Below are 25,493 nucleotides of genomic sequence, written 5' to 3' on the forward strand. Positions count from 1 at the left end.
CGCGTGTTCGGTGCGCTCAAGCTCACGCGGCTGCGCGTGTACCTCGTCGCGCTGTGGAAACTCTTCAAACACCCGCAGACACCGCGCCCCGCGAAGTGGCTGGCGTTCGCGGTGCTCGCGTACGCGGTGAGCCCGATCGACCTGATCCCCGATTTCATCCCCGTGCTCGGCCAGCTCGACGACCTGGTGATCGTGCCGCTGGGCATCGCACTCGTGGTGCGGCTCACGCCCAAGCCGCTGTGGCAGGGCCTGCTGCTCGAAGCCGAGACCTCGCAGCAGAAGCTGCCGTCGTTGTGGTGGGGCACCTTGTTGATCGTGCTGGTGTGGGCGCTGTTGTTCGGCTTGTTCGTATGGTGGGTGGCCGGGCTGATTTCGCCGACCTGATCGGCCCGGGGCTTCGGCTACAGTGCCGGGCGACTGAACAAGACCCACCGAAAGCCCCACCGATGAAGCTCACGCCCTTGCTCCGCCCGCTGCTCGCCGCATCGATCACTGCCGCCGCCGCGGGCACTGCGCAGGCCCAGGCTTTCGATGCCGTGCGCATGTACGGCGACCCGAGCGGCGACGGCGCAGGCACGGCAGGCGTGGCGACCGTGCTCGGTTACCGCTACATGGGCTCGGACGAACGCCGCTGGAGCGTGCTGCCGGCGCTCGAGTACCGCTGGAAGAACGGCTGGTTCGTCGGCACGACCAACGGCATCGGCTACAAGTTCGCGTCCGACCCGAGCCTGCAATACGGCCTGCGCGTGACAGCCGACTTCGGCCGCAGCGAAAACCGCTCGCGCGTGCTGGCCGGCATGGGCGACATCGAGGCGCGGCCCGAGATCGGCGGCTTCTTCAACATGTACTTCTCGCGCGACTTCAACCTGACCTCGTCGCTGCGCTACGGCTCGGGCAACGACCGCCGCGGCGCCCAGCTCGACCTGGGCGCGGTCTACGCCGTGCAGCTGGCGCCGCAGTGGCGCACGAGTTTCGGGGTGTCGGCCACGATCGCCAATGGCGCCTACATGCAGAGCCGCTTCGGCGTGACCGCAGCACAGGCGCTGACAAGCCAGAACCCGGCCTATGACGCCGGTGCCGGTGTGCGCGACGTGCGTTTCAACGCCTCGGTCACGCACTTCATCAACGCCGACTGGACACTCACCGCCGGTGTGAGCGCGAGCTCGTTGCAGGGTGACGCCAAAGACAGCCCGATCGTGCGCGAGCGCTCCCCGGTCAGCGGCATCGCGGCGCTCGGGTTCCGCTTTTGAGGTGCCGGTCCGCGCGCGCGGCTCAGCCCATCTCGACACGGTCGAACGCGAGCTCGAGCGTTTCGATGACGATGCCACCTTCGATCGCGTTCAGCGGCGAATAAGCCAGGCTCAGCGGGCGGGCGTTGAAGAAGCGCCAGGTCATCACCACGCTGCGCTGGTCTTCGGCGAGCAGTTCGACCTTGACGGTGCGGCGTTGTGGTGCCTTGCCACGCCGTGCCTTGTCCCACCAGGTGTAGAGCTCGAGCCCGCCGGTCACGCCACGTTTGAGCACCAGCCCGGCCAGCGTCGCGGTGCTGTCGCGTTCGGCGTCTGCCATGAACACCGGGAAGATCACTTCGGAGAAGCCGGCGCGCTCGTCGCGCGCGTCGGCGGCGCCGAACGACACCAGGAAGTTGGCGCCGGTGCTGGGCCGGTCGCGCTGCACCGGCCTCACTCGAGCTCGATGCGCTCGCAGGCGAGCACGATCTCTTCGATCGCCACGTCGTTGCCCTTCGCGTTGAAGGGGCCGCTCGTGTGCTTGACGATGCGGGCGCGCAGCAGCTTCCAGGTCTGCACCACCGCGCTGTGGTCTTCGTTCATCAACTGCACGGTCACGGTGCGCAGCGCGTTCTGATTGCCGTTGCGGATCTCGTCGAGCCAGCGGTAGAGGTCGAGCGAGCCGATCACGCCACGCTTGAGCGTCACGTTGCTCGCCTTGCTGAGGCCGGTCAGCTTGATGGGTGAGTTCTCCTTCGAATTGCCGTTGCGGTATTCGATGACGGCGACTTCGGTGCCGATCTCGCTCATCTCCTGAAAGCCGGCACGCGGGCCTTCGGTGTTGCCGTCGCCGAGGTCGACGAGAAAGTTGAACTGGGTGTAAGGGCGATCGCGCATCGTGGCCATGGCGGGTCTCCTCGGTTCAGGTTTCAGCGGGGCGGTCGGCGGTTCGGTGGCGGGCGCTGGCGCGCGCCGGGTGGCTGCTGTGGTCTGTGGTCTGGCGGGCGCGGGCCGCGTGTGTCGGCGGGGCGTTGTTCGACGCGCAGCGGTGGCGGCGCCAGCCGCGCCTGCGCGAGCATGGTTTCGAGCTGCTCTTCGGTCAACCCCTTCAGCGCACAGAAGTTCGCGCGTGTGAGCGTGGTGGTCTCGAAAGCGCGCAGCAGGCCCGAGGCTTCGCGGCGCTGCTCTTCTTCGGCGGCGCGAGCGCGACGCGCTTCTTCGTTGGCGGCGCGCTGGGCGTTGCGTTCGGCGTCACGGCGGGCGTCGTGCAGCGCGCGGCGGCGTTCGAGCTCGGCCAGCGCGGCCTGGCGGTGTTCTTCGGCGATCTCGCCCGCGGGCTGGCCGTCGAGGTCGATGCGCTGCGGCGCGTTCGCCACCGCCCGCAGGTAGGCCGTGGCCGTGGTGTGGCGGTGCAGAAAGACCGACAGCGACTTCTTCGTGAAGATGCCCGGCGCGCGCGCTTGAATGTCGGCCTGGATGCGCAGCTTCAGCGGCTGCGGCTTGCCGGGTGTGAAGAGCGCCGGGAACAACTCGGCCAGGCGCGCGGCGCAGGCCGCAGGCGAAAGTTCAGGCACCGCGGGCGCGGCGGGCGACTCTGCTGCCGTTGTCGCTGCGGGTTCAGCCATCGACGGGTCTGCGGCAGGCTCGGCCGCTTCGTTGTCGGCGGGCTCGTGTGGGATTGGTGGCACGTTCGGTCAGCGTGAAAAGATCAGGAGCCGGATTGTCGCTGCGTTTTGCGGCGCGCAATTTCAGTCGACGAACGAGGTCACCGGCACGCCCAGGCTGGGCGCGAGCCAGCGGTAGTCGTTGTTGAGCACGTTGCGGCTCGGCTCGTCGGCGCGCCACTGGATGCGCAGCAGGTCGGTGAGCGTCCAGCTGCCCCAGTCGGCGCGGAACGGCCGCCGTTCCAGGTCGGCCGGCATCAGGCGGCTGGCCTGGTTGTGCCAGACCAGTGCAGGGATGCGGTACCCGGCCGCAGTGCCCGGGCTGTGGCCGGCATGGTCACGTTCGTGAGCCACTTCCTGCCCGTGGTCGGAGAGGAACATCCAGGCGCGGTAAGTGCCGGCCTTCTCGCTGGCACGTGTGAGGTCGAGCAGTTCGGAGACCAGCAGGTCGTGGTTCAGCACCGCGGCGTCGTACTCGTTGCGCAACTGGCGCAGCCAGGCCGGGCGCCCCTTGCTTTCGAGCTCGCGCTCGACCGCGTCAGCCCGGCCGTCGAACGGGTTGCGGCCTTCGGGGTAGCGCAGGTGGTAGTGCGGGTGCGCGCCCATCAAGTGCACGACGATGAGCTTGCGCGGGTGCGGGTCGGCGAGCGCAACACGCATGGGCTGCAGCACGTCTGAATCGGGAGACAGGCTCGATCGGCCCGGCTTGCGGTTGATCAGGCGCAGCTCGTCGGCCAGGCCGGCGTGGGTCTGCTCGACGGCGATGTCGTCCTGGTTGCCGATCCACCACACGCGGTAGCCGGCGGCTCGCGCCAACGCGAGCACGTGCATCGGATTCTTGCTCGACCTTTCGCCGAACTGGAACAGGTTGGCCAGTGCCGCCAGCGTGGCCGGGTCGGCCGACCAGGCGTTGCGCAGCACGATCAGCCGCTCGGCCAGTGCCGCGCGCTGTGCCGACAGCCGCGGTGTGGTCGCGCGCGCGTAACCGTAGAGGCCGAGGTTGTCGCGGTTGATGCTCTCGGAGACGACCAGCACCACGGTGGCCGGCTCCTGCGACAGCAGCACCGGCTGGGCCGCCGCCGCCCGTTCGAGCGCCGCGCGGCGCGCCACGGCGCCGTCGGCCCACACGGCACGCTGTTCCTGCACCGAGCGGCTCCAGTCGGCCCAGTGCAGCGCCGGGTGCAGTCGGCGCCACGGCTTGCTCGCGTAGGCGACGCTGCTGGCCAGCAAGGCCAGCCCGAGCAGGCCGATGCCCCAACGGGTGCGGAGCGCGCGCGTGCCGGTGGCGCCGCCGCGTGCCGCCGAAGGCCACAGAAAGTACGCCAGCAAGAGGCCGGCCACGGCCACCGGCACGAGCGCAGCCAGAACCGGTCGCCAGTGCATCGACAGGTATTCGGCGCTTTCACCTGCGCTGGTGTTGGCCATGGCGCCGAGCACCAGCGAGCTGTCGGGCGCGGCCTGGTAGGTGCTGAAGAGATAAGCCCGCAGTGCGGCGTCGGCGACGAAGGCCATGGCCCAGCACCACAGCGCGACCGAACGAAGCGCGCGCATTGCGGCGCTGCGCAGCGGCCAGAACAACCAGAGCAGGCCGGGCAGCGCGAGCAGCAGCAACTGGCCGATCTTGCGGCCTTCGTGGCCGAACGCGACCCACAGCCACAGCGTGGCGCCGACCGCGAAAAAGGGTGCCAGCGGGTCGGCGTGCCAGAACCGGCCGAACCTGCTGGCCGCTGGGCTGGCGGTCATGAGCGCATCAGGGTGCTTTTGCCGAACAGGCTTTCGATCAGGTCGACGGCCACGATCGCCGTGCCGTTGCGCACGTCGAGCGCCGGGTTCAGCTCCATCACGTCGAGCGACGCTAGGCGCCCGGTGTCGGCGATCATTTCCATGCAGAGCTGGGCCTCGCGGTACGTGGGCCCGCCTTTCACCGTGGTGCCCACGCCGGGGGCGAGGTCGGCGTCGAGAAAGTCGACGTCGAAGCTCACATGCAGGTGGGTGTTGGCGTCGAGCGTGGCCAGCGCCAGCTCCATGGTGTGGCGCATGCCCATCTCGTCGATGTAGCGCATGTCGAAGACTTCGAGGCCGGTCTCGTGCACGAGCCGCTTCTCGCCCTGGTCGACGCTTCGGATGCCGATCTGTCGCACGACTTTCGGGTTGATCGCCGGCACCGTGCCGCCGATCTCGACCAGCGCCTGCGGGCCGTGCCCGCACAGGCAGGCGACCGGCATGCCGTGGATGTTGCCGCTCGGCGTGAGTGTGTTGGTGTTGAAGTCGGCGTGCGCGTCGAGCCAGAGCACCCGCAGCTTCTTGCCGGTTTCGCGGCAGTGGCGCGCCACGGCGCTGATCGAGCCGATGCCCAGGCAGTGGTCGCCGCCCAGCAAAATCGGCAGACGGCCGAGCTTCAATTCGGCCAGCATCGCTTCGTGCACGGCCACGTTCCAGGCCACCACCTCGTTGAGGTGCCGGTAGCCGTCGACCGGTGGCAGCCACGGGTTGGCGGGGCCGCTCACGTTGCCGCGGTCGAGCACTTCGAGGCCGTGGCTTTCGAGCACCTTGACGATGTCGGCCACGCGCAGCGCTTCGGGGCCCATGCTGGCGCCGCGGCTGCCCGCGCCGATGTCGGTGGGCGCGCCGATCAGGCTGATGAGTTTGTTCATGCGGGTTCCGGCGGGTGGTTCAAAGATCGGCGACGGGCAGGTCTTTGTCGGACTCGCGCAGCTCGAAACCGCCTTCGGCTTCGAGGTGGCCCCAGGCTTCTTCGGCGGTCTCGACGAAGCGGAAGAGCTGCAGGTCGAGCGCGCTGATCATGCCGGTCTCGACGAGCTGCTCGAAGTTGATCAGCTTGGTCCAGAACTCGCGGCCGAACAGCAACACCGGCCGGCGCCGCGACTTGCCGGTTTGTATGAGCGTGAGCGCCTCGAACATCTCGTCGAGCGTGCCGAAGCCGCCGGGAAAGCACACCAGCGCCACCGAGCGCATCAGGAAGTGCATCTTGCGCAGCCCGAAGTAGTGGAACTGGAAACACAGTTCGGGCGTGATGTAGGGGTTGGGCGCCTGCTCGTGCTGCAGCACGATGTTCAGGCCGATGCTCTTGCCGCCAGCCTCGAAGGCGCCGCGGTTGCCGGCTTCCATGATGCCGGGGCCGCCGCCGGTCACCACGTAGATCGGGGTGGCGAGCTGGGCCGACTTCTGCGTCACCAGCGCCGCGAAACGGCGCGCTTCTTCGTAGTAGTGCGACATCGCCATGTGGCGTTCGGCCAGGGCGAGCGCCGTGGCGTTGTTGGCCGAGCGGGCGTCGTCGAGCAGGCGCTGTGCGGTCTCGCGCGGCACGATGCGGGCGCTGCCGAAGATCACGATGGTCGACTCGATGCCCTGTTCGTCTTGCACCATCTCGGGCTTGAGCAGTTCGAGCTGCATGCGCACCGGGCGCATCTCTTCGCGCAGCAGGAAATCGGTGTCGGTGAAAGCGAGCCGGTAAGAGCTTTCGGGCCCTTCGTAGCGCGACAGCGGCTGGGTCGAACCGGCGTTGGCGTTCGCGTCCTGCTTCGCGGTCGGGAAGTTGCGGGTCTGGCGGCGACTCAGTTTGCTCATGGCGCACAGCTTAAGGCAAGTGCGCTGCCCGGTTCGGTGCGATCGGCGCGCGCCACTAAGATCGGCCGCGCACGATGGGTGCGACACGGGAGGGCGCGAGTGCCGAAGATTTCGATGACGCAGGCGCGCGAGCGCGTGAGCGCGGCGCTGCGGCGCGCCGGTGCGAGCCCGGCGATGGCCGACGCGACAGCGCGGGCGCTGGTGCTGGCTGAAGCGCAGGGCATGGCGTCGCACGGCCTCAGCCGCGTGGCGCAATACAGCGGGCACTTGCGGCACGGGCGCGTCGACGGGGCGGCGGTTCCGGTCGTTGCGAAAAGCAAGGGCGCTGCGGCCGTGGTCGACGCCGGCACGGGCCTGGCCTTCCCGGCCTGCGATCTGGCGGTGGCCGAGGCGATGCGGCGCGCGCAGGAGTTCGGCATCAGCGTGGTCGGCGTGGTCAACAGCCACCACGCCGGCGTGCTGGTCGACCACCTGCGTGTGGCGGCGGCGGCCGGGCTCGTGGGCCTCGGGTTCGCCAACGCGCCTTCGGCGATGCCGGCGGCCGGCGGGCGCCACCCGATCTTCGGCACCAACCCGATGGCGGCGATCTTTCCGCGCCGCGATGGTGTGCCCTTGATGATCGACCTGAGCTTGAGCGAAGTCGCGCGCGGCAAGCTGATGGTGGCTGCGCAGCAGGGCAAGCGCATCCCGCTCGGCTGGGCGCTCGACGTGAACGGCCAGCCCACCACCGACCCGGCGGCCGGCATGGAAGGCTCGATGCTGCCGATCGGTGCCGCTTCGAGCGCCAAGGGCGCGATGCTGGCGCTGGTGGTCGAACTGCTGGTCACGGCCGTGATCGGTGCCAGCTTCGGCTTCGAGGCGTCGAGCTTCTTCAGCGATGCCGGCAACACGCCGCGCATCGGCCAGACCTTCATCGTGATCGACCCGGGTGCGCTCGCGGGCCGCGAAGCTTTCTTCGACCGCATCGAAGTGCTGGTGAACGAGATGCTGGTCGACGATGGTGTGCGCCTGCCCGGCGCGCGCCGCGAGGCGCTGCGGGTGGCCGCGCAGGCCGAAGGGATCGAGGTGCCCGATGCCTTGTGGCAGAGCCTCGGCGAGGGCTGAGTCGCCCGCTCAGGCGGCGCCCAGTGCGCGACGCTCCGCGCAGACCGGGCAGCCGGCGCTGCGCGCGGTGCCGATCTGCGTCCATTCCATCGACCGCGCATCGAGCATCTGCAAGCGGCCGGCGAGCGACGTGCCCACGCCCATCAGCAGCTTCAGCGCCTCGGCCGCCTGCATGCTGCCGATGATGCCGACGAGCGGCGCGAACACGCCCATCGTCGAGCACTGCACTTCTTCGATCAGCGCATCGGGCGGGAACAGGCAGGCGTAACAGGGGTTCGCCGGCGAACGTGTGTCGTAGACCGAGATCTGGGCGTCGAAGCCGATCGCCGCACCCGAGACGAGCGGCTTGGCGTGCGCTACGCACGCGGCGTTGACCGCGTGGCGGGTCGCGAAGTTGTCGCTGCAGTCGACCACCACGTCGGCTTCACGCACCAGCGCATCGAGCCGCGCGGCGTCGGCCCGTTCCTGCAGGGAGACGACGCGCACGTCGGGGTTGATCGCGTGGACACTGGCCGCCGCCGACGCGACTTTCGGCTGCCCGACCCGCGACAACGAATGCGCGATCTGCCGCTGCAGGTTGGTCAGGTCGACCGTGTCGTGGTCGACCAGGGTGAGCGTTCCCACGCCGGCGGTGCCGAGGTAGAGCGCGACCGGCGAACCCAAGCCGCCGGCGCCGATCACCAGCGCGTGCGCGGCCAACAGCCGTTGCTGCCCTTCGATGCCGATCTCGTCGAGCAGGATGTGGCGCGAGTAGCGCAGCAGCTGGGTGTCGTCCATGCGCAAAGCATACAAACTAAAACGCCCGTGGGTGGCACGGGCGTTTCAGGGGGCGGCAGGCCTCAGTTGTTGGTGTCTGCCTCGGCCTTGCGCTCGACAGCGGTCTTGCTGACCATCACCGTCTTGCCTTTCAGGCGGTTCAGCGCCTGCGTCAGCTGGAAGTCTTCGGCGCTGCCGAATTCGATCGGAGGCTTGGGCGCCGTGCCAACCTTCTTCGCCATGTCTTCCTCGAGCTTCTTGCGCGCTTCGTCGCGGGCTTTTTCGCGGGCTTCGTCTTTCTGCTCGGCGCCCTGGCCGCTTTGCAGGTGTTTCTCAAGGTCGGCTTCGCGGGTGCGCAGCGCGGCGAACAGGTTGCCCTCGGCGGTTTCGTCGAGCATCACGTCGGGCACGATGCCCTTGGCCTGGATCGACGCACCGCTCGGCGTGTAGTAGCGCGCGGTGGTGATTTTCAGCGCGGTTTCAGGCGAGAGCTGGCGAACGGTTTGCACCGAGCCCTTGCCGAAGGTCTGCGCGCCCATGATGGTGGCGCGCTTGTGGTCTTGCAGCGCACCGGCCACGATCTCGCTGGCCGAGGCCGAGCCTTCGTTGACGAGCACGATCAGCGGCACGCGCTTCACGGCGTCGGGCACCTTGCGCAGCGGGTCGGTGCCGCCGCGGCGCTGGTAGTACTCGGGCGAGGCCTTGAAGGTCTGCTTCGAGTCGGCGATCTGGCCATTGGTCGACACCACGACCACATCGGTCGGCAGGAAGGCCGCCGAGATGGCCACCGCGCCTTCGAGCAAGCCACCCGGGTCGTTGCGCAGGTCGAGCACCAGGCCCTTCAGATTCGGTTCCTGCTTGTAGATTTCTTCGAGCTTGCGCGAGAAGTCTTCGACGGTGCGGTCCTGGAACTGGCTCACGCGCAGCCACGCATAACCCGGCTCGACCACCTTGGAGCGAACGCTCTGCACGCGGATCTCTTCGCGCACGATGGTCACGGGGAAGCTGCGGTTCTCGGTCTTGCGGAAGACGGTGAGCACGACCTTGGTGTTGGGCTCGCCACGCATGCGCTTCACGGCCTGGTCGACCGTGAGGCCCTTGACCAGCGTGTCGTCGATCTTGGTGATGAGGTCGCCGCTCTTCATGCCGGCGCGGAAAGCGGGTGAGCCTTCGATGGGGCTGACGACCTTCACGAGCCCGTCTTCCATGCCCATTTCAATGCCGATGCCGACGAATCGGCCGGTGGTCGACTCGCGGAATTCCTTGAAACTCTTCTTGTCGAAGTACTGCGAGTGCGGGTCGAGCCCGGCCACCATGCCGCCGATGGCGTCGCTGATCAGCTTCTTCTCGTCGACAGGTTCAACGTAGTCGGTCTTGACCATGCCGAACACGGCGGCCAGCTGTTGAAGTTCTTCGAGCGGGAGTTGCGACACGCCGTTGCGCGCCGTGGCCTGCAGCTGCATCGTGGCCAGTGCGCCGGTGACGGCGCCCACGGCGAGCCAACCTGCGACCTTGAGTTTGGCACCCATCAACGACCCCTTGTGCTTGGCTGCTTGAACGTGATTCAAATGACACCCCAGTATATTCCTGCGACCCATTCTCCGAGTGGTGGCGGGCCGGGAAAGTTGCACGCGGCACTCGTGCAGGCAGCCTTACGCAAGCAGCCTGGCGGTGGATGCGCCGCCCTGTGGCGCGAGGCGCGCACCGGGTGCAGAGATGACGCCGGGTACTGGCAGGTCAATTGCCGGGGTGTGTAAAGAAGTTCCGCAGGGTTTGCGGCGCTGCCGCTCCCGCGAGGCTCAGCGCCGGAAAAGCTCGTCGAACACGTCGCCGGGGACGGTGTCGGCCGGCGCTTCGCTCACCTCGAGGCCGTGGGTCAGTTCGAACGACGACATGCGCCAGCCGGGGTCGACCGGTTCGACTTCGGTGGCCGCCGGGCGTGCGGGCAATTCGTCGGGATACACGAACTCGCCCAGCGGGGCGGCTTCAGAAACGCGCCAGACACGTCGGCGAACTGCACTTGCACTCTTCCGTTGAACCATCACGAAGCTCCCACCTGAACAGGACTCACAGGTTGATGCCGGGGCCAACTTCGCCGCAACAACCATGCCACTTTTTACGACAGTCCGGGGTGCATGGGAATCCCCTCGTTCGCGGAAACTCGACAGGTTTCGCACGCCCGGTGCACCATGCTGGCCGCCTGTGTATCGGCAAGTAACGTCGCCGGCGATCACCCGGGGGGCATTCGCCAGCCGGCGGCTTCGTGCCCGGTGGCGTAATGGTTGTTGGTGGTGGCCGGGTTGCGGTTGACCAGCGCCCGGGCGTACATCGGGTGGCGCATGCTGCGCACCTCGTGTTCGAGGGTGACGAGCACTTCGCCGGTGTCCAGGTCGGTGATGTTCTCGAAACGGTACTGGCTCTGGTTGCTTTCTTCGCTCACCAGCCCGCGTTCGAGCAGGCGGCGGTGCACCCCCGAAAAGTCGGCCACCGCGATCTGGACATGGTGGCCGTCGTAGGCGGCCAGCGGAGCCTGCGTTTCGCGGAACACCAGGCTCTCGCCGGCGCCGGCCGGCACCCGGGTGAACACACCGGCGGCGTCCTCGCCGCCGAGTGCGGGCGAGGCCAGAACCTCAGAGTAGAAGCGTCCGATGCGTTCGGCGCTGCCCGGCGGGGCGTCGATTTCGACGTAAGGCATGCCCAGCGTCATGCGGCCGAAGCGCTGCGTGTCGGGCGCATGGACCCGGATGCGGTTGCCCCAGGGGCAGCTCACGTCGACGTGGCCCGCCGCCCGATCGAAGCCGAACCGGGTGCCCTGCAGGCGCGGGCGCACCTGAGCCAGCCGATCGACCAGCGCGTCGAGGTCGCCCATCACCAGACCGATGCAGCCTCGCAGCACCTGCGCCGGACCCACCGGCAAGTGAAACTGGCAGGTGCCCACGTTGATCCAGGCGTTGTCGACCCCCGTCACCAAGTACGGGTCGCGCGTCAGGCCCAGGCCCATCACGTAAAAGACGATGGCCTGCTGCTGGTCGGGCACACGCAGGTTCACGTGGCCGAACTCGACGATGTTGCCCACGTCTTCGGTGCGGCGGTCGTGGCGCGGCGCGCCGGCAGGCAGATCGTTCATGGCAGGGCCCCGTGGTCGTCTCGGTCATGCAGCATGCCAGACGGAGCGCCCCAGGCGTGCCCAACCTGCTCTTGCCCCACGGTGGCTCCGCAGCCGAGATCGGGCGCCCTCGTCGGGCCCGTACTGGAAGGACGGTTTTCCGGTGCATATCGGCCATTTGCCGCTGGCACGGCCGTGTACCCTGCCGGGGCTCACTGGACCAAGCCACCACATGCTGCCCCACTCACTTGCCGTTGTTGATGACGATCTGGAGTTTTGCGAATTCCTGACGCAGTACCTGCGTGGCGAAGGGGTCGACGTGCATGCCTTCGGCGACAGCAACGAGCTGCTGACCCACCGTGCGCCGTACGACTTCGACTTCTATGTGCTTGACCTCGGTCTGCCGGGCGTCGACGGTGTGGAACTGATCCGGATCCTGCGGCGCCGCGTCTCGGCCGGCGTACTGGTGGTGTCGGGCCGTCTGGCGCCTGCGGTGTTCGACGAAGTGATCAATGCCGGCGCGGACATGTACCTCGCCAAGCCCATCCGTTTCGAGCAGGTGGCTCTGGCCGTCAAGGCGGTGCACCGCCGGGCCGCCGCCGTCCAGGACCAGGTGCGTCGCTGGAAGCTCGACCTGCGTACCAGCGAACTGGTGGCACCCGACGGTGCCCAGGTGTCGCTGAGCGGCACCGATCTGGCCGTCATGAAGTGTTTTCTCGAGGCCCGCGGCGGCACCGTGTCGCGCGACACGCTGAAAGAGCGCCTGGGCCGCGCGCATGCCGAAGACTCAGACAACCTGCTGCACGCCACGATGTACCGGCTGAGGCGCCGCATCGAACGGGCCACGCCCGCGATCGTGCCGCTGCAATCGCAGGCACGCATCGGCTACGTGTTCAGGGCCGAGCTGCTTCAGGCCTAGTCTGGCGTCAGCCAGCAAGCGACTGCGGTATCACCAGTCGCATCGTCAGGCCTGGCGCCTCGCTCGGGTGCACTTCGGCGGTCCCGCCATGCATTTCCATGATGCGACGCACGATATAGAGCCCGAGGCCGTGCCCGCGCGGGTTGTGAACCTGGTTGCCACGTGCTCCGCGAGTGAACAGGCGCGGCATCAGCTCGGCCGGTATGCCCGACCCCTGGTCGCGCACATCGATCAGCAGGGCCAGCGGTTCTTCTGATTCGGCCACGTGCACCGCCACCGCCGAGTCTGGCGGTGCGTACGCCAGGGCATTGGCGATCAGGTTGCGCAAGGCCAGGCGCATCAGCCCGGCGTTCATCGACGCGGTGCGGGTGTCGGTCGAGCGCTCCCGCCGCACACGGTCGCGCGCGCCCGGGTCGATGTCGCCGATGGCGAGCGACACGAGCGTATCGACGTCGATGTCCTGGCGAGCCAGGGGCGCTGTGCCGCCGAGCAGCACGGCATCGGTCAGCGTGTTGTCGAGTGCCGATGTCACCTGTGTCAGTACCGTCTTGGCACGCTGCAGACGTGCTGCCGCCTGTTCGCGGTCGAGTTGCGCCTCGGTGAGTGCCTGCCAGGCACCTTGCAGGGCGGCCGAAGCGTTGTTCAGCGGCTGCCGCACTTCGTGGGCCAGGGCGGCCAGCATTTCCTCGCGCTCGGCCAGCAGGCGGCCGCGCTCCTCCAGCAACGCGGCCTGCTCCCGCACGCGCAGCTCGGACTGCGCGCGTTGCTCCTGTTCGCGCGCGAGGGCTGCGCTGCGTTCGAGTTCCAGGCCGCGGCTTCTCTCGAGCGCGATGCCGATGTAGCCGAGGTTGCCGAACAGCGCGGCCACCAGGCTCGCGCAGAACGTGATGACGAAGTCGAGCGTGCCCGCCATGGCGCGCGCTTCGCCCCACGACAGCAGCACGGCCACGAGCCGCACGATCAGCGTCGCTGCGAACAGGCCATAGGCGCTGGCGAGCATCGCCGCGCTGCGGTGGCCGCAGGCGCGGTACATCTGCCAGGCCAGACAGCACAACCAGGTGCCGCCAAACAGGTTGGCCACCAGCGAAACGGCCAGCCGGGGCCCCTCTGCCGGTGCCCAGACGTAGGCCAGCAGGTACATGGCCGAGAACAACAGGAATGCGCCGATCGGAGCCCGCGCTCCGGAGCGCACGCCGAGCTCTCGCCGCAGGGCCAACCCGCGCAGCAGGTAGCCAGCGAACATGAATGGGTTGGCCACCATGAAGCTCAGCCAGGCCGGGATCTCTTCGCGGAGCCCGATCAGGATGAACCCGCCGCCGTACAGCAGGCCCCCGCCGCACCACAGCCCCACCGAAGCGATGTCGTGGCGCTTGTGCAGGATCGTCCAGGCCGTGGCCGGCAGGGCGACGAACAGGAAACCCACCACGATGAATGCGGTCTGCGCGTGAATCATGGCGAATTTTCGGCGCACGCCTTGGCTGGGGGTCGCCACAAATGCGCCGTGATTCCGGCGCGCCCGAGCGGAACGGCGGGCCGGCACTTTTTCGCAGAAACGCCGATTCGGGCTAAAGATCAGAAGCTGCACGACGAAATCACATCTGACGTCGGGCGACCGCGGGCGAGACACGCCCATCCCCTGCGCCATCTGCAGTAACCGAAGGAGCACCATGTCTTTTGCAATTGCGCAGGCCGCCAGCCTGACTCGGCATCGGGGCGACGACGCCAAGCGCGACGCCGGCTTTTTTGCCCACCACGGGGCCTGGTCACCCGGTGTGCGACTGTTCCGCACCCTGAACTTTCGAGCCAAGGCGCTGATCGTCTCCGCCGTCTTCCTGGTCCCCGTGGCCTTGTTGAGCTGGAGCTTCATGACTGAAAAGTCGGCGGCGATCGAGTTCTCGGCCAAGGAACGGGTGGGCGTGGCCTATGTGCGCGAGGTGGCGCCGCTGGTTCGGCTGGGCCAGGCGTTCCGAGAACAGGCGCTCCAGGCACTGGCCTCCGGCCATGCTGCGCCCGAATTGGCCGAGGCGCGCAAGGCGCGCGACGCCCAGATGCAGAAAGTCGAGGCGGTCGAGCGCGCGCTCGGAGCCAGCCTGGGCACGGAAAAGGCGTTTGCCGCACTCAAGGCGGCGGCCGACGCCGCCAACAACGCGCCGACCGAGAAGGCCTTCGCTGCGCACTCGGCTTACGCCGACGCCGTGCAGGCTTTGCTCGGGCAGGTCGGCGACGGCTCGAACCTGACCCTGGATCCCGACCTCGACACCTACTACCTGATGGATGCCTCGCTGGCCGCCGAGCCGGTACTCGTGGAGGCCACCGCCAGGCTGCGCGACGTGTTGTCGGCGGTCGCCGCTTCTGGCAAGCCGGCGAACGACGAAGCGCGCCGCCAGATCATCACCTCGGCGGTGACCGCGGACCTGTTCGGCAGCCGGCTCGAAGCGGCGCTCGAGAAGATTCTGAGTGTGCACCCCGACTACAAAGGCGACATCAAGGCCGATGCCCTGATGCCGCAGCTGCGCGAGTTTCGCGCCATGGCCGTGGCCGGCCAGCCCGAAGGCGAATCGCTGGTCAAGCGTGGCAGCGCCGTGGTGGAGGGTCTGAACGGCCTGCAGGGCAGGATGATCGAGCGGCTCGACGAACTGCTGCAAGTGCGCGTCGATGGCCTGGCGCGGCAGCGCAACCTCACGATGGCAGCCGTTTCGCTGGCGCTGCTGCTGGGTGCCTACCTGTTCTATTCGTTCTACCTGGTGACGCAAGGCGGCCTGAACGAAGTCAAGCGCCACCTGATCGCCATGACCGGCGGCGATCTCACGACCCGCCCCAACCCCTGGGGCAAGGACGAAGCCGCAGCCCTGATGATTTCGCTGCACGACATGCAGGCTTCGCTGCGCACCATCGTCTCGCGGGTGCGGGGTTCGTCGGAGTCGATCGTTCACGCCAGTGGCGAGATCGCCTCGGCGTCGATGGACCTGTCGGCGCGCACCGAGCAGACGGCGGCCAACCTGGAGGAAAGCGCTTCGTCGATGGAAGAGATCGCGTCGACCGTCAAGCACACGGCCGACAACGTGCGCGAGGCCGCGGAAGTGGCGGCCGGCAATTCGCAGTCCGCCGCGCGCGGTGGCGTGGTGATCGCGCAGGTGGTCAGCACGATGCAGGGCATCAACACCTCGTCCAGAAAGATCGGCGACATCATCGGCACCATCGACGGCATCGCCTTCCAGACCAACATCCTGGCGCTCAATGCCGCGGTCGAGGCGGCCCGTGCCGGCGAGCAGGGGCGCGGCTTTGCGGTCGTGGCCAGCGAAGTGCGCAGCCTGGCGCAGCGCAGCGCCCAGGCCGCGCGCGAGATCAAGACGCTCATCACCACGAGCGTCGAGCAGGTCGAGGCCGGGACCCTGGTGGTCAAGGGAGCTGGCGACACCATGGAAGAACTCGTCGACAACGCACGCCGCATGAACGACTTGCTTTCCGAAATCTCGACCGCTGCGGCCGAGCAGAGCAACGGGGTGTCGCAGGTCGGCGCCTCGGTGAACGAGCTCGACCGCATGACGCAGCAGAATGCCGCGCTGGTCGAGCAGACGGCGGCCGCCTCGTCGTCGTTGAAGGAGCAGGCCATTCGACTGGCGGGCGAGGTCGACAAGTTCCGCTTGCCGTGAAGCGCCGGGGCTGAGGCACAGAACCGGCGCTCCGTCGGCCGGTTTTCGCCCCTCGCCGGCGGTTTGCCGGCGCGTGCGCCGCGCGAACGGCTCGCGCCGCCTTCGGGTTGCCCACCGCCCCAAGCCGGTGGCCCAGGGATACCATCGCCCCACATCTGCAGGCCCGCGCTGGTCGGATGCTCCGATCGCGGTGACGGCACAGCGCAGCCTGCATGTGATGGGAGACGCCGATGCGACACCAGGGCTACTTCTTTCGCCAACTGGTCTGGCTGATTGCCGTCGTCGCGATGCCTTTGCTCGCGTTGCTGGCCTACAACCTTTCCCATGAGTCGCTGCAAGCCCGCGAGTCGGCGATCCAGACGGTTGAAAGTCTCGCCGCCGGAATCGGGCAGGACGTGCAGTCTTTGCTCACCGGTACCGAGCAGTACCTCGCCTTTCTCGCCGAGCGCCCGCTCGTGAAGGCGCTCGACGACCAGACCTGCGATCCGCTGCTCGAGGGCGTGGCCCAGCGGCGCCAGCATGTTGCCAACGTCTTCATCACCGACCTGGCTGGCAAGCCGGTGTGTTATTCCGTGAAGAGGCCGGGCCCGCTGCCCGCGAACGTGTCCGACTTCGCCTGGTTCCAGCAAGCGGCGAACAGCGATCAGGTGGCCTTGAGCAAGCCTTTCCTCGCGCCGGTCGTGCAACGCACGGTGGCGGCGATGAGCGTGCCGCTGCGCGACGGCGCGGGCCACCGGGTCGGCACCCTGACCGCTCTGCTGGACCTTGAAAGCATGCAGGGCCGCTGGAGCCGTTACGCACTGCCACCCGGCAGCCGGCTGACGCTGTTCGACCGCGACGGCACGATCCTCGCCACGATGCCCGGCTTCTCCGAGCAAGTGGGCAAGGACGCGAGCGCCGTGATCAGCAGGGCGCTGCACCTGAACCCGAAGGGTGTGGGCATCGCACCGGGCATCGACGGCGTCGAGCGAGTCTTCGCACTCAAGACCGTGGCCGCCGGCCCGTGGCAGACCGCGGCCGCGATCCCCGCGGCCCACGTCTTTGCCGACTACCGCGCCCAGTTGCAGCGCAATCTCGTGGTCGGCTCCTTGGTGGTGCTGGCCGTCTTCGGCCTCGCTGTCTTCATGGCCAGGCGGATGTCTGCCCCGCTCACGGCCATCGCAAAGACCGCCCGGCAAGTGGCCCTCGGCGACCGCGGCGCGCGTGCCGAGGAGGCGGTTCCCGGCGAATTCCATCAAGTGGCCAGAGAGTTCAACGCGATGCTCGACGCGCACCAGAACGCCGAAGCCGAACTGCGCGAGTCGGAGCGGCGCTACGCCGACCTCTTCGCGAACGTCGACATGCTCTCGCTGATGCTCGATGCGAAGGGATGTGTCAGTTTCTGCAACGACTACCTGCTCACGCTGACCGGCTGGTCGCGCGACGAGATGATCGGCGCGCACTGGTTCAGCAGGATGCTGCCTGCGGAGCGCCCGGACATCGCGGCAATGTTCGACGACGCAATGGCTGGCCGCCGCACGCCGCGCCTCAGCGAGTATGAGATCCTCACCCGCCCGGGCGCGCGCCGTGTCGTGCGCTGGCACAGCTCGCTGCTGAGGTCGGCGAGTGGCGCCATCGTCGGGTCGGCCAGCCTCGGTGAAGACGTGACCGAAAGCCTGCAGGCACGCCTGCGCGAACGGCGCCAGTCCGACTTCTACGCGGCGCTGTCGCGCACCAACGGCGCGATCGTGCGCATGTCCGAACCCGCTGCGCTCTACCGCGAGATCTGCGGCATCTGCGTCGAACACGGCCACGCCAGCATCGCCTACATCTCGCTGGTCAACGAAGGCCTGGTCAAGCCGGTGGCCTGGGCCGGCCCGGCCGAGGCCTTCGTCAGCGGCTTCAGGGCCTCGCTCGACCCAGCCGTGCCCGAGGGCCGCGGGCCGACGGCGCTGGCGGTTCGCACCGGCCAGCGGCAAGTGTCCAACGACTATGAGAACGACCCGAGCACCTTGCCCTGGCGCGACCGCGCGGCCGCGATCGGCACCAAGGCCGCGGCCGCCTTTCCGTTCCGGCGCGCCGGCGTCGTCGTCGGCACGCTCAGCCTGCACATGACGGTCAGCGGCTTCTTCGACGACCGCCTGATCGACCTGGTCGAAGAAATGACGAGCGACATCTCTTTCGCGCTCGACAACTTCGAGCGCGAAGTTGCCCGCGCTGCCGCCGTGCAACGGGCCGAGGCCGACTACGCCCGCTTTCGCATGCTGTTCCAGACCGCGCCGGTGTCGATGTCGATCGCCAGCGTGGCCGACCAGCGCTTGCTCGACGTGAATGAAACCTACGGCGCCTTCACCGGCCAGCGCGTACAAGAGCTGATCGGGCGCAACGCCTTCGACGCGGGCCTGTGGCCCGGCGACGCCGAGCGAAAGGACTTCGTCGGCCAGTTGCGTGCCGACCACCGGGTTCGAAATTTCGAGATGCGTGGCGCCGCCGTGGGCGGCCGTCAGCGAGACTATCTTCTGCAGGCCGACCTGATCGAGTTCGACGGCCAGGCCTGCGTGCTGACGATCGCGAACGACATCACCGACCTTCGCGAAACCCAGCGTCTGCTGGGTGCCCAGCAGTTGCAGCTGGCCGGGCTGGTCGAGACGGCGATGGACGCGATCATCTCCATCGATGCGGGCCGCAAGGTGCGCTTGTTCAACCGCGCTGCGTCGGAACTGTTCGGAGTGACGCCCGCCGAAGCGATGGGGCAGGACATCGAGCGCTTCCTGCCGGCGCGGCTGCACGCGGCACACCGCGAACACGTGGCCGGCTTTGCCCACACCGGCAGCACGGCGCGCCGCATGGGCGGCCTGCACACCCTCGTCGGCCTGCGCGCGGACGGTTCCGAGTTCCCGATCGAGGCGTCGATCTCCAAACTCGGTGAAGGCGAAGAGGTGCTGATGACCGTGGTGATCCGTGATGCGTCCGAGATGATGCGGGTTGCGCAAGCACGGCTGGCACAGGCAGTGGCCGAGTCGGCCAGCCGCGCGAAGACCGACTTTCTCTCGCGCATGAGCCACGAATTGCGCACGCCGCTGAACGCGGTGCTCGGCTTTTCGCAGTTGTTGCAGAGTGATGTCGCCAACCCGTTGTCCAAGAGCCAGCACGGCCAGGTCGAGCACATTCGGCGCGCGGGCTGGCACCTGCTGGCGCTCATCAATGACGTGCTTGACGTGTCGAAGATCGAAGCCGGCCGCGTCGATGTGGAAGAACGCAGCGTCGACCTGCCGGAGCTGCTCGACGAAGCGGTTCGGCTCAACGAGGCGCCGGCGCTGCAGCAGGGCGTCACGATCGAACCGCTCTACCGTGCGGCTGGCCGGGCTCGGGTGTGGGCAGACCCGATCCGCCTGCGCCAGGTGATGATCAACCTGCTGTCGAACGCGATCAAGTACAACCGCCGCGGCGGCCACGTGCGCATCGAGATCGTGCGTGACCACGACCGCACCCACGTCGAGGTGCTCGACACCGGTATCGGCATGACCGCCGAGCAACTGGCGCATCTGTACGAGCCCTTCAACCGCCTGGGGCGTGAACGTGATGGCATCGAAGGCACGGGCCTGGGCCTGGCGCTCACGCGCCAGCTGGTGCAACTGATGCACGGCAGCATCGACGTTCGCAGTGAGGTCGGTGTCGGCACGACGATCCGGGTCGGCCTGCTCACGCACGACGCGCCAGCGGCGTCGAACCCGTTCGCGCCTCCGCCGATCCCGCAAGTGCTGGCCGCGAACGATGTGCCGCCGAGCGGTACGGTGCTCTACATCGAGGACAACCCCGTCAATCTGCTGCTGGTCGAGCACCTGTTGCTGCGCTGGCCGCGGGTCACGCTGGCCCAGGCAGAGACCGGCAGCGACGGCCTCACGATGGCGCGCGCCGTGCAGCCCGACCTGGTGCTGCTCGACATGCGCCTGCCCGACATGGACGGGCTGGCGGTGCTGGCCGCGCTGCGCAGCGACGAGCGCACGAGCCGGTGTCGGGTGGTCGCGTTGTCTGCGAGTGCCATGCCCGACGAGGTGACCGCAGCGCGCAAGGCCGGCGCCTTCGACTACTGGACCAAGCCGCTGGACTTCGACCACTTTCTCGGCGAAGTGAAGCGCCTGCTGACCGCTGCGCCAGATGGGGCGTGAATCCGGGCAAGATGCGCGGCCTGCCTTCCCGCTGCACCCTGCCCATGTACGACCACAACCAGCTCGAGGTTCCCGACTCTTTCGTGGCGCTGTTCCTCACCCGCGGGCGGCTGCAGGCGGGTTCCACCCGCGAACACGTCAGCGCACGCTACGAGCACTGCGAAGACTTGGCCCAGCACCTTCTCGAATACGCCCGTGCGCAGCACCTTGATGCCGGTTTGTCGCAGGCCGATGTGCTCGAACGCTGCCGGCTCGGCTTGACCGCGGCGCCTGCCGGTGTGAGCGAGGCCGAGGCCGGCTGGGTCGTCGCTCGCCTGGCCGAACTGGCCGATTGGCCAGTGCCCGACCATGCAACGCCGCCTGAAGCAAGCTGAGCCGAGCGTGCTTCAGCGTGCCGTCGGCGTCGCCGAGGCCGCGCCGGCGGGTGCCGAAGCCGCGGCCGAGCCGCCGGCCGGTCTGGCCCCCGTGGCGATGCCGAGCGCCGTGGCCACCGAGCCGTTCTCACCTTCGGAGGCGCGTGGTTCTTCGAGGCGAATGCGGTCGGCAGCAACGCCCAGCGTGCCGAGTTCGGCCCCGATCGCCGCGCCACGCCGCGCCGCGAGCGCGCGCAGGCGGGCCGGGTCGACCACGTCTTCGTCGAGCAGGCGCTGCAGCATCAGCGCGTGCAGGTCGGCGCCCTTGAGCCGCGCTGCCTCTTCGGCCGGCAGGGGCTGGGCCGTGGGCTTGAGCATCGACGAAAAACGCGACACCAGCCGGCCCGTGGCGCTGGCCGGTGGCGGGCCCGGGTTGGCCTGCACGAAACGCTGTTGCAGCGACTCGAGCGCGGCCGCGCCGAAGCGCTTGGCGTAGAGGCGCTCCAGGGCTTCGCGTGTGGCCGGCTGCTCGGTGCTGATCGGGCCAGGGTCTTCGTCGTCTGCCAGCTTGCGCCCGGCATCTTGTGCCACGGCGCGGCGCAACTGCAGAGATTGAATGGCCTGGCCATCGGTCTTCGGGTCGAAGTCGGCGCGCACCGACAGGCCGATGCCCGGCCGCTTCGCCATCAGCTTGGCGAGGTTCGCGAGCTTTTCGCGTTCCGGCGGCAGCAGCCGGGCCGAGCCGCCGTCGAACACGATCTGGTCGAGCTTGTCGCCGCTCACCCCCAGCAAGGCACCGAGCGCACGAAAAGGAGCCGTGACGACCTTGGTGAGCACGTTGACGATCGCCTTCCAGACGATCTGCCCGTAGCTGAAGCTCGGGTCGTCGAGGCTGCCCGACACCGGCAGGCCCAGATCGATCTTGCCGTCGGCGTCTTTCAGGATCGCCAGCGCCAGGTCGAGCGGCAGGTTCATCGCGCCCGCACTCTCGACCCGCTCGCCGAGCGTCAGCTTGTCCATGACGATCTGGTTTTCGCCGGCGAGCTGGCGCTGCTTGACTTTGTATTCGAGGTCGAGCGAGAGCTTGCCCGACTCGATCTTGCGCCCGGCGAAGGTGGCCGAGTAGGGTGTCAACGATGTCATCTCGACATTGCGGAAGATCACCTTGATGTCGGTGAAGCCGGTCGGGTCGAAGAGGTTGATCTGGCCGGCCGCGCGTGCCAGGCCGTAGTCGTCTACCTTGCCGTCGAACTCGAGCTGGGCGGGCGGCCCGGCCTGGCTCGACAGGCCGACCATGGTGCCCTGCAACTCGTGGATGCGCGCGCCGAAGGGCAATGCCAGCGACAGGTCAGAGAAGTCGAGCTTGCCGTTGACCATGCGCACCCGATCCACATCGACCCGATAGGGCGGCCCGGCTTTCGCGGCCGGGGCTGCGGTCGGTGGCGCACTGCCTGCGGGCGCCGCCGGCTTGGCGAGGCGCGCGATGTTGACACTGCGGTCCTTGAGGATCACGAGTTCGCTGTCCAGGCCATCGAGCAGCACCTCGCCGACCCGAAGCCGGTCTTGCGTCGCGCTCAGCTTCGTGCTCGACAGCGACTTCAAGCCCAGCACCGGTTCGTTGGTGCCCGCTTCGTTCAACTGCAGCGCCTTGACGCCGAAGCTGCCTTCGTAGTTCAGCTGGCCACCCTTGTAGCGCAGGCGGCCCTGGGTGCCTGCCTTGCCGTCGACGAGCACCAGGTTGGTCGGCCGCGCCAGGAAAGGCTGCGCCGGCAGCAGCGACAGGTCGGTCAGCTTGACATTCAGGTCGGCCGAGGGCGCGAACGGCGACACCCGCCCGCTCGCTTCGAAGCTCCCGCCTTGCTTCACACGAAAGCGCAGGCGCATCGGCAACTCGGCCTTCGGGTCTTCGCTCAGGCCGTCGAGCGCCGCACTCAGGCCTTCGACCGCCAGCGTGGCGTGGGGTGTCACCGACTCGTCGCGCAGCGCCAGGCTGAACGGGTCGATCTCGATCTTTCCGACCTTGTAGCGCCAGGCTCGTTCGGCGGGCACCGTCGCAGCAGGGCGGGGCGGCGGCGCGGGCTTCGCTGCGGCCGAACCGGGCGCGACCCGTTGGAGCAAACCCAGCACCGAAAGATCGCCATTGGCAGCGCGCACGAGCTCGGCCTGGCCGCCACTGAGCGAGACACGGCCCAGCGCCACCTCGCGCTCGTCCAGGCCGACGCTGCCATCCTGCACTTCGAGCGCCGCGAGGCGCAACCAGGGCGGCGCGTTGGCGCCACTGGCAACGGCCAGATCGGCGATGCGTGCGCCGAGCCCGTCGATTCTTGCTTGCGTCTCGCCGGCCCCCACCTCGGCGCGCGCCTTCAGCTGCAGCTTCAGCTGCCCCACGGTGGCCGCCAGCGGTGTCACGAAGCCGCGGTCGAGCAGCGACAGGGCCAGGCGGTCGACACCGAGCTCGCCGATCTCCACACGCCAGGGCTGCGCGGCCGGTGCAGCGGCTGCTGCTGCAGGTGCGGCCGGGGTCGCCGGCTGAGCGCCGGGAAGCAACCAGTCCATCAGCTGGGGTCGGCCCTGAGCGTCGAGTTCGACGGACACGCGCCCGCCTTCGGCACGCAAGCTGTCGAAGGCCAGCGTTTGCCGGCCGAGGTCGAACTTTCCACCCCGCGCACGCAGCGAGTCGAGCGCGATCGACGGTGCTGAGTCGCGCACGCCACGCAGCGCGAGGCCGTCGACGCTGGCGTCGAGCTTGTCGATGTTCAGGTCGAACTGGCGGTTCGCGTAGCCCACGCGGTAAGCCAGAGCCAGCGCCGCCATACCCTGCGGCGGCGCCATGTTCAGACGGTTCTTCAGGTAAGGCCAGAGCTTTTCGATCTGCAACTCGTCCACGGCGATCTCGCCGGTGGCCGTGACGGGGTTCAGGCTGACGTTGCCTTTCCAGCGCAGCTTCGCGCCGATGCCGGTGCGCGCAGACAGGCTGTACGAGCCGCGGTCTTCGGGCAAAGTGGAAATGTTGTCGAGCTCGATGTTCAGCGCGTCGATCGCGGTCTGGAAGCCGCCGCTGACGCGCTGGTCCGAAAGTTCGAGGCGGCCCTGTTCGAGCCGCAGGCGGCGCAACAGCAACCGTGGCGGCGCGGCGTCGGGTTGGTCGGTGGCGGAGGGCGGGCCGGCCATCGCGTCGACGAAGTCGAGCCAGTTCAGCCGGCCGTCGGCCCGCAGCTCGACTTGGGCGACCGGCTCGCCCAGCCGCACTTCATGGACCACGAAAGCGCGCTTGAACAGGCTGCTGGCATCGAGGTCGAGAAACAATTGCTTCATCGACAGCAGCGGCTTGCCGCCGGCCTCGGTGAGTGCCAGGCCACGCGCGTCGATGGCCAGGCGCAAGGGGTCGAAACGGGCCTGCTCGAGTGTGAGAACGCGCCCGCTCCGGTCGGCCACGATCTTGGGCAGGGCCCACTTGGCCAGCGGCTCGAAACCGAACCAGCCGAACAGGAAAAACGCGATCACGAGCCCGCCGAGCGCCCAGGCGCAGATGCGAACGAACTTCGGCAGACGGGAGAGCATGTTCAAGACCATGCCACGGTCGGTGCGGATGAATCGAAACCAGGTGTTCTTGTTGGTCCCGCCGACAGGAATCGAACCTGTATCTGCCGCTTAGGAGGCGGCCGTTCTATCCATTGAACTACGGCGAGAGCGGGGCTGGCTGCGGGTCGGCGGTCAGGCGGCGATTCTCGCCCAACTCGGGCGGCGCTCAGCGCGCGCCGAACTGCGCACCGTCGAACAGGTCTTTGAACTCGCGCGGCTGCGAGCGCCAGTACTGCTTCGGGGCGCTGACCTGCGCGCCGAGCTTCGCGGCGGCGTGCCAGGGCCAGCGCGGGTCGTACAACATCGCGCGGGCCAGCGAGACCGCGTCGGCCTCGCCGTTCCTGATGATGGCTTCGGCCTGTTCGGGCTCGGTGATCAGGCCGACGGCGATCGTCGGCATGCCCACTTCAGCCTTCACACGCTGCGCGAACGGCACCTGGTAACCCGGCCCGAGCTTGATGGCCTGCTGCGGCGACACCCCGCCGCTCGACACGTGGATGGCCGCGCAGCCACGCGCTTCGAGCGCGCGCGCCAAAGCGACGGTGCCTTCGATGTCCCAACCGCCGGGCACCCAGTCGGTGGCCGAGACACGCACCCACACCGGGCGCTCGGCCGGGAAGGCCTGGCGCACCGCGTCGAACACTTCGAGCGGGAAGCGCATGCGGTTCTCGAGGCTGCCGCCGTAGGCATCGTCGCGCTTGTTCGCGATCGGCGACAAGAACTGGTGCAGCAGGTAACCGTGCGCGGCGTGGACCTCGATGCCGTCGATGCCCAACCGTGCGGCACGCTGCGCCGCGCTGACGAAGTCGTCGCGCACACGCTTCATCCCGGCGGCATCGAGCGCGGTCGGTGCTTCTTCGGCAGGCGAGTGCGGCACGGCCGAAGGCGCCACGGCTTGCCAACTGCCCGGCTCACCGGCGCGGATCTGCGAGCCGCCGTCCCAGGGCGCGCGGCTCGAGGCCTTGCGCCCGGCGTGCCCGAGTTGCATGCCGACCTTGATCGGCGAATGCGCGCGCATGGCCGCGAGCACACGTGCGAGGCCGGCTTCGTTGGCGTCGTCATACAGGCCGAGGTCACCGGGCGAGATGCGGCCCTCTGCCGACACTGCAGTGGCTTCGATGATCAGCAACCCGGCGCCCGAAACGGCCAGCTGCCCGAGGTGCATCAGGTGCCAGTCGCCGGGCGTGCCGTCGACGGCCGAGTACTGGCACATCGGCGCAATGATGATGCGGTTCGCGAGAGTCAGGCCGCCGAGGGCCAGGGGCTCGAAGAGTGCGCTCAAGGGAGGCTCCTGTTGGTGAGTGACGATGCGGCCGGCCGGCGCGCCGAGCGCCGGGCCGCCCCAAGCCGGCGCGCACCCCCTCGGGGGGTGGCTTGCCGTATCCGGTGAG

The 25,493-nt window shown here is 68.4% G+C and carries 19 protein-coding genes, 1 tRNA gene and 1 pseudogene; 7 read left to right on the forward strand and 14 right to left on the reverse strand.

The features are described 5' to 3' along the window. Nucleotides 1–72 precede the first annotated feature (72 nt). Together AC30PD_RS17460 and AC30PD_RS17465 are read left to right on the forward strand one after the other, a co-directional pair. Nucleotides 73–232 (forward strand): annotated as a pseudogene (locus tag AC30PD_RS17460) (YkvA family protein); the annotation flags it as partial. A 214-nt stretch (nucleotides 233–446) separates the two neighbouring features. After that, entirely contained in the window at nucleotides 447–1,250 is an 804-nt protein-coding gene (locus tag AC30PD_RS17465; RefSeq protein WP_489536939.1) for a MipA/OmpV family protein, read from the forward strand. 22 nt (nucleotides 1,251–1,272) lie between these two features. On the opposite strand, the gene AC30PD_RS17470 is transcribed toward AC30PD_RS17465, so the two are convergent. From AC30PD_RS17470 to AC30PD_RS17495, 6 genes are all read right to left on the reverse strand, one after another. Then, complete coding sequence (locus AC30PD_RS17470) at nucleotides 1,273–1,686, reverse strand: phage tail protein (RefSeq protein WP_489536940.1); 414 nt, start codon at nucleotides 1,684–1,686, stop codon at nucleotides 1,273–1,275. Beyond that, complete coding sequence (locus tag AC30PD_RS17475; RefSeq protein WP_489536941.1) at nucleotides 1,683–2,135, reverse strand: phage tail protein; 453 nt, start codon at nucleotides 2,133–2,135, stop codon at nucleotides 1,683–1,685. The genes AC30PD_RS17470 and AC30PD_RS17475 overlap by 4 nt, the downstream gene beginning before the upstream one ends. Nucleotides 2,136–2,158: 23 nt before the next feature. Next, on the reverse strand, nucleotides 2,159–2,854 hold the full coding sequence (locus AC30PD_RS17480; RefSeq protein WP_489536942.1) for a ProQ/FINO family protein: 696 nt from the start codon (nucleotides 2,852–2,854) through the stop codon (nucleotides 2,159–2,161). 123 nt (nucleotides 2,855–2,977) lie between these two features. Continuing rightward, the gene (locus AC30PD_RS17485) at nucleotides 2,978–4,636 is read right to left on the reverse strand and encodes a phosphoethanolamine transferase (RefSeq protein ID WP_489536943.1); all 1,659 of its coding nucleotides are present in this window, start codon (nucleotides 4,634–4,636) and stop codon (nucleotides 2,978–2,980) included. After that, complete coding sequence (rocF, locus tag AC30PD_RS17490) at nucleotides 4,633–5,547, reverse strand: arginase (protein ID WP_489536944.1); 915 nt, start codon at nucleotides 5,545–5,547, stop codon at nucleotides 4,633–4,635. Before rocF ends, AC30PD_RS17485 begins: the two co-directional genes overlap by 4 nt. A 19-nt stretch (nucleotides 5,548–5,566) precedes the next feature. Then, on the reverse strand, nucleotides 5,567–6,481 hold the full coding sequence (locus tag AC30PD_RS17495; RefSeq protein WP_489536945.1) for an LOG family protein: 915 nt from the start codon (nucleotides 6,479–6,481) through the stop codon (nucleotides 5,567–5,569). Between the two features lie 99 nt (nucleotides 6,482–6,580). On the opposite strand from AC30PD_RS17495, the gene AC30PD_RS17500 reads away from it, so the two are divergent. Further along, on the forward strand, nucleotides 6,581–7,585 hold the full coding sequence (locus AC30PD_RS17500) for an Ldh family oxidoreductase (protein ID WP_489536946.1): 1,005 nt from the start codon (nucleotides 6,581–6,583) through the stop codon (nucleotides 7,583–7,585). A gap of 9 nt (nucleotides 7,586–7,594) precedes the next feature. Here AC30PD_RS17500 and AC30PD_RS17505 read toward each other — a convergent pair whose 3' ends face one another. From AC30PD_RS17505 to AC30PD_RS17520, 4 genes are all read right to left on the reverse strand, one after another. After that, nucleotides 7,595–8,362, reverse strand: a complete 768-nt coding sequence (locus tag AC30PD_RS17505) for a HesA/MoeB/ThiF family protein (RefSeq protein ID WP_489536947.1) — start codon at nucleotides 8,360–8,362, stop codon at nucleotides 7,595–7,597. A gap of 62 nt (nucleotides 8,363–8,424) precedes the next feature. Then, nucleotides 8,425–9,870: a S41 family peptidase gene (locus tag AC30PD_RS17510; RefSeq protein WP_489536948.1), complete on the reverse strand. Its 1,446-nt coding sequence runs from the start codon at nucleotides 9,868–9,870 to the stop codon at nucleotides 8,425–8,427. 270 nt (nucleotides 9,871–10,140) lie between these two features. Beyond that, complete coding sequence (locus AC30PD_RS17515; RefSeq protein WP_489536949.1) at nucleotides 10,141–10,290, reverse strand: hypothetical protein; 150 nt, start codon at nucleotides 10,288–10,290, stop codon at nucleotides 10,141–10,143. Nucleotides 10,291–10,571: 281 nt separating this feature from the next. Next, nucleotides 10,572–11,468, reverse strand: a complete 897-nt coding sequence (locus tag AC30PD_RS17520; RefSeq protein WP_489536950.1) for a hypothetical protein — start codon at nucleotides 11,466–11,468, stop codon at nucleotides 10,572–10,574. 211 nt (nucleotides 11,469–11,679) lie between these two features. On the opposite strand from AC30PD_RS17520, the gene AC30PD_RS17525 reads away from it, so the two are divergent. Then, nucleotides 11,680–12,366, forward strand: a complete 687-nt coding sequence (locus tag AC30PD_RS17525; RefSeq protein WP_489536951.1) for a response regulator transcription factor — start codon at nucleotides 11,680–11,682, stop codon at nucleotides 12,364–12,366. Between the two features lie 7 nt (nucleotides 12,367–12,373). On the opposite strand, the gene AC30PD_RS17530 is transcribed toward AC30PD_RS17525, so the two are convergent. Next, complete coding sequence (locus tag AC30PD_RS17530; protein ID WP_489536952.1) at nucleotides 12,374–14,269, reverse strand: sensor histidine kinase; 1,896 nt, start codon at nucleotides 14,267–14,269, stop codon at nucleotides 12,374–12,376. Here AC30PD_RS17530 and AC30PD_RS17535 point away from each other — a divergent pair. The 3 genes from AC30PD_RS17535 to AC30PD_RS17545 all read left to right on the forward strand — a co-directional run bounded on the left by AC30PD_RS17535 (nucleotide 14,232) and on the right by AC30PD_RS17545 (nucleotide 20,541). Further along, entirely contained in the window at nucleotides 14,232–16,019 is a 1,788-nt protein-coding gene (locus AC30PD_RS17535; RefSeq protein ID WP_489536953.1) for a methyl-accepting chemotaxis protein, read from the forward strand. The two genes, AC30PD_RS17530 and AC30PD_RS17535, sit on opposite strands and share 38 nt — an antisense overlap. 230 nt (nucleotides 16,020–16,249) lie before the next feature. Then, nucleotides 16,250–20,167 carry a PAS domain S-box protein gene (locus AC30PD_RS17540; protein ID WP_489536954.1) on the forward strand — a complete coding sequence of 1,306 codons (3,918 nt, stop codon included), beginning with the start codon at nucleotides 16,250–16,252 and terminating at the stop codon, nucleotides 20,165–20,167. A gap of 44 nt (nucleotides 20,168–20,211) precedes the next feature. Continuing rightward, complete coding sequence (locus tag AC30PD_RS17545) at nucleotides 20,212–20,541, forward strand: ATPase with chaperone activity (RefSeq protein WP_489536955.1); 330 nt, start codon at nucleotides 20,212–20,214, stop codon at nucleotides 20,539–20,541. Nucleotides 20,542–20,553: 12 nt separating this feature from the next. Here AC30PD_RS17545 and AC30PD_RS17550 read toward each other — a convergent pair whose 3' ends face one another. The 3 genes from AC30PD_RS17550 to AC30PD_RS17560 form a co-directional block, all read right to left on the reverse strand. Beyond that, nucleotides 20,554–24,081: a DUF748 domain-containing protein gene (locus AC30PD_RS17550; RefSeq protein WP_489536956.1), complete on the reverse strand. Its 3,528-nt coding sequence runs from the start codon at nucleotides 24,079–24,081 to the stop codon at nucleotides 20,554–20,556. A gap of 53 nt (nucleotides 24,082–24,134) precedes the next feature. Beyond that, nucleotides 24,135–24,209: transfer RNA gene (locus AC30PD_RS17555), tRNA-Arg, on the reverse strand. 59 nt (nucleotides 24,210–24,268) lie between these two features. After that, nucleotides 24,269–25,384 carry an NADH:flavin oxidoreductase/NADH oxidase gene (locus AC30PD_RS17560; RefSeq protein ID WP_489536957.1) on the reverse strand — a complete coding sequence of 372 codons (1,116 nt, stop codon included), beginning with the start codon at nucleotides 25,382–25,384 and terminating at the stop codon, nucleotides 24,269–24,271. Between the last annotated feature and the right edge of the window lie 109 nt (nucleotides 25,385–25,493).

The organism is Rhizobacter sp., from assembly GCF_032229685.1.
Lineage (GTDB): Bacteria > Pseudomonadota > Gammaproteobacteria > Burkholderiales > Burkholderiaceae_C > LMDS01.

What these genes read in the sequence shown, in the direction of transcription:
- AC30PD_RS17465 (WP_489536939.1), top strand. Translation starts at nt 447, where the DNA reads ATGAAGCTCACGCCCTTGCTCCGCCCGCTGCTCGCCGCATCGATCACT.
- AC30PD_RS17475 (WP_489536941.1), bottom strand. Translation starts at nt 2,135, where the DNA reads ATGGCCACGATGCGCGATCGCCCTTACACCCAGTTCAACTTTCTCGTC.
- AC30PD_RS17480 (WP_489536942.1), bottom strand. Translation starts at nt 2,854, where the DNA reads ATGGCTGAACCCGCAGCGACAACGGCAGCAGAGTCGCCCGCCGCGCCC.
- AC30PD_RS17485 (WP_489536943.1), bottom strand. Translation starts at nt 4,636, where the DNA reads ATGACCGCCAGCCCAGCGGCCAGCAGGTTCGGCCGGTTCTGGCACGCC.
- rocF (WP_489536944.1), bottom strand. Translation starts at nt 5,547, where the DNA reads ATGAACAAACTCATCAGCCTGATCGGCGCGCCCACCGACATCGGCGCG.
- AC30PD_RS17495 (WP_489536945.1), bottom strand. Translation starts at nt 6,481, where the DNA reads ATGAGCAAACTGAGTCGCCGCCAGACCCGCAACTTCCCGACCGCGAAG.
- AC30PD_RS17505 (WP_489536947.1), bottom strand. Translation starts at nt 8,362, where the DNA reads ATGGACGACACCCAGCTGCTGCGCTACTCGCGCCACATCCTGCTCGAC.
- AC30PD_RS17510 (WP_489536948.1), bottom strand. Translation starts at nt 9,870, where the DNA reads ATGGGTGCCAAACTCAAGGTCGCAGGTTGGCTCGCCGTGGGCGCCGTC.
- AC30PD_RS17520 (WP_489536950.1), bottom strand. Translation starts at nt 11,468, where the DNA reads ATGAACGATCTGCCTGCCGGCGCGCCGCGCCACGACCGCCGCACCGAA.
- AC30PD_RS17525 (WP_489536951.1), top strand. Translation starts at nt 11,680, where the DNA reads ATGCTGCCCCACTCACTTGCCGTTGTTGATGACGATCTGGAGTTTTGC.
- AC30PD_RS17535 (WP_489536953.1), top strand. Translation starts at nt 14,232, where the DNA reads ATGACTGAAAAGTCGGCGGCGATCGAGTTCTCGGCCAAGGAACGGGTG.
- AC30PD_RS17540 (WP_489536954.1), top strand. Translation starts at nt 16,250, where the DNA reads ATGCGACACCAGGGCTACTTCTTTCGCCAACTGGTCTGGCTGATTGCC.
- AC30PD_RS17545 (WP_489536955.1), top strand. Translation starts at nt 20,212, where the DNA reads ATGTACGACCACAACCAGCTCGAGGTTCCCGACTCTTTCGTGGCGCTG.
- AC30PD_RS17550 (WP_489536956.1), bottom strand. Translation starts at nt 24,081, where the DNA reads ATGCTCTCCCGTCTGCCGAAGTTCGTTCGCATCTGCGCCTGGGCGCTC.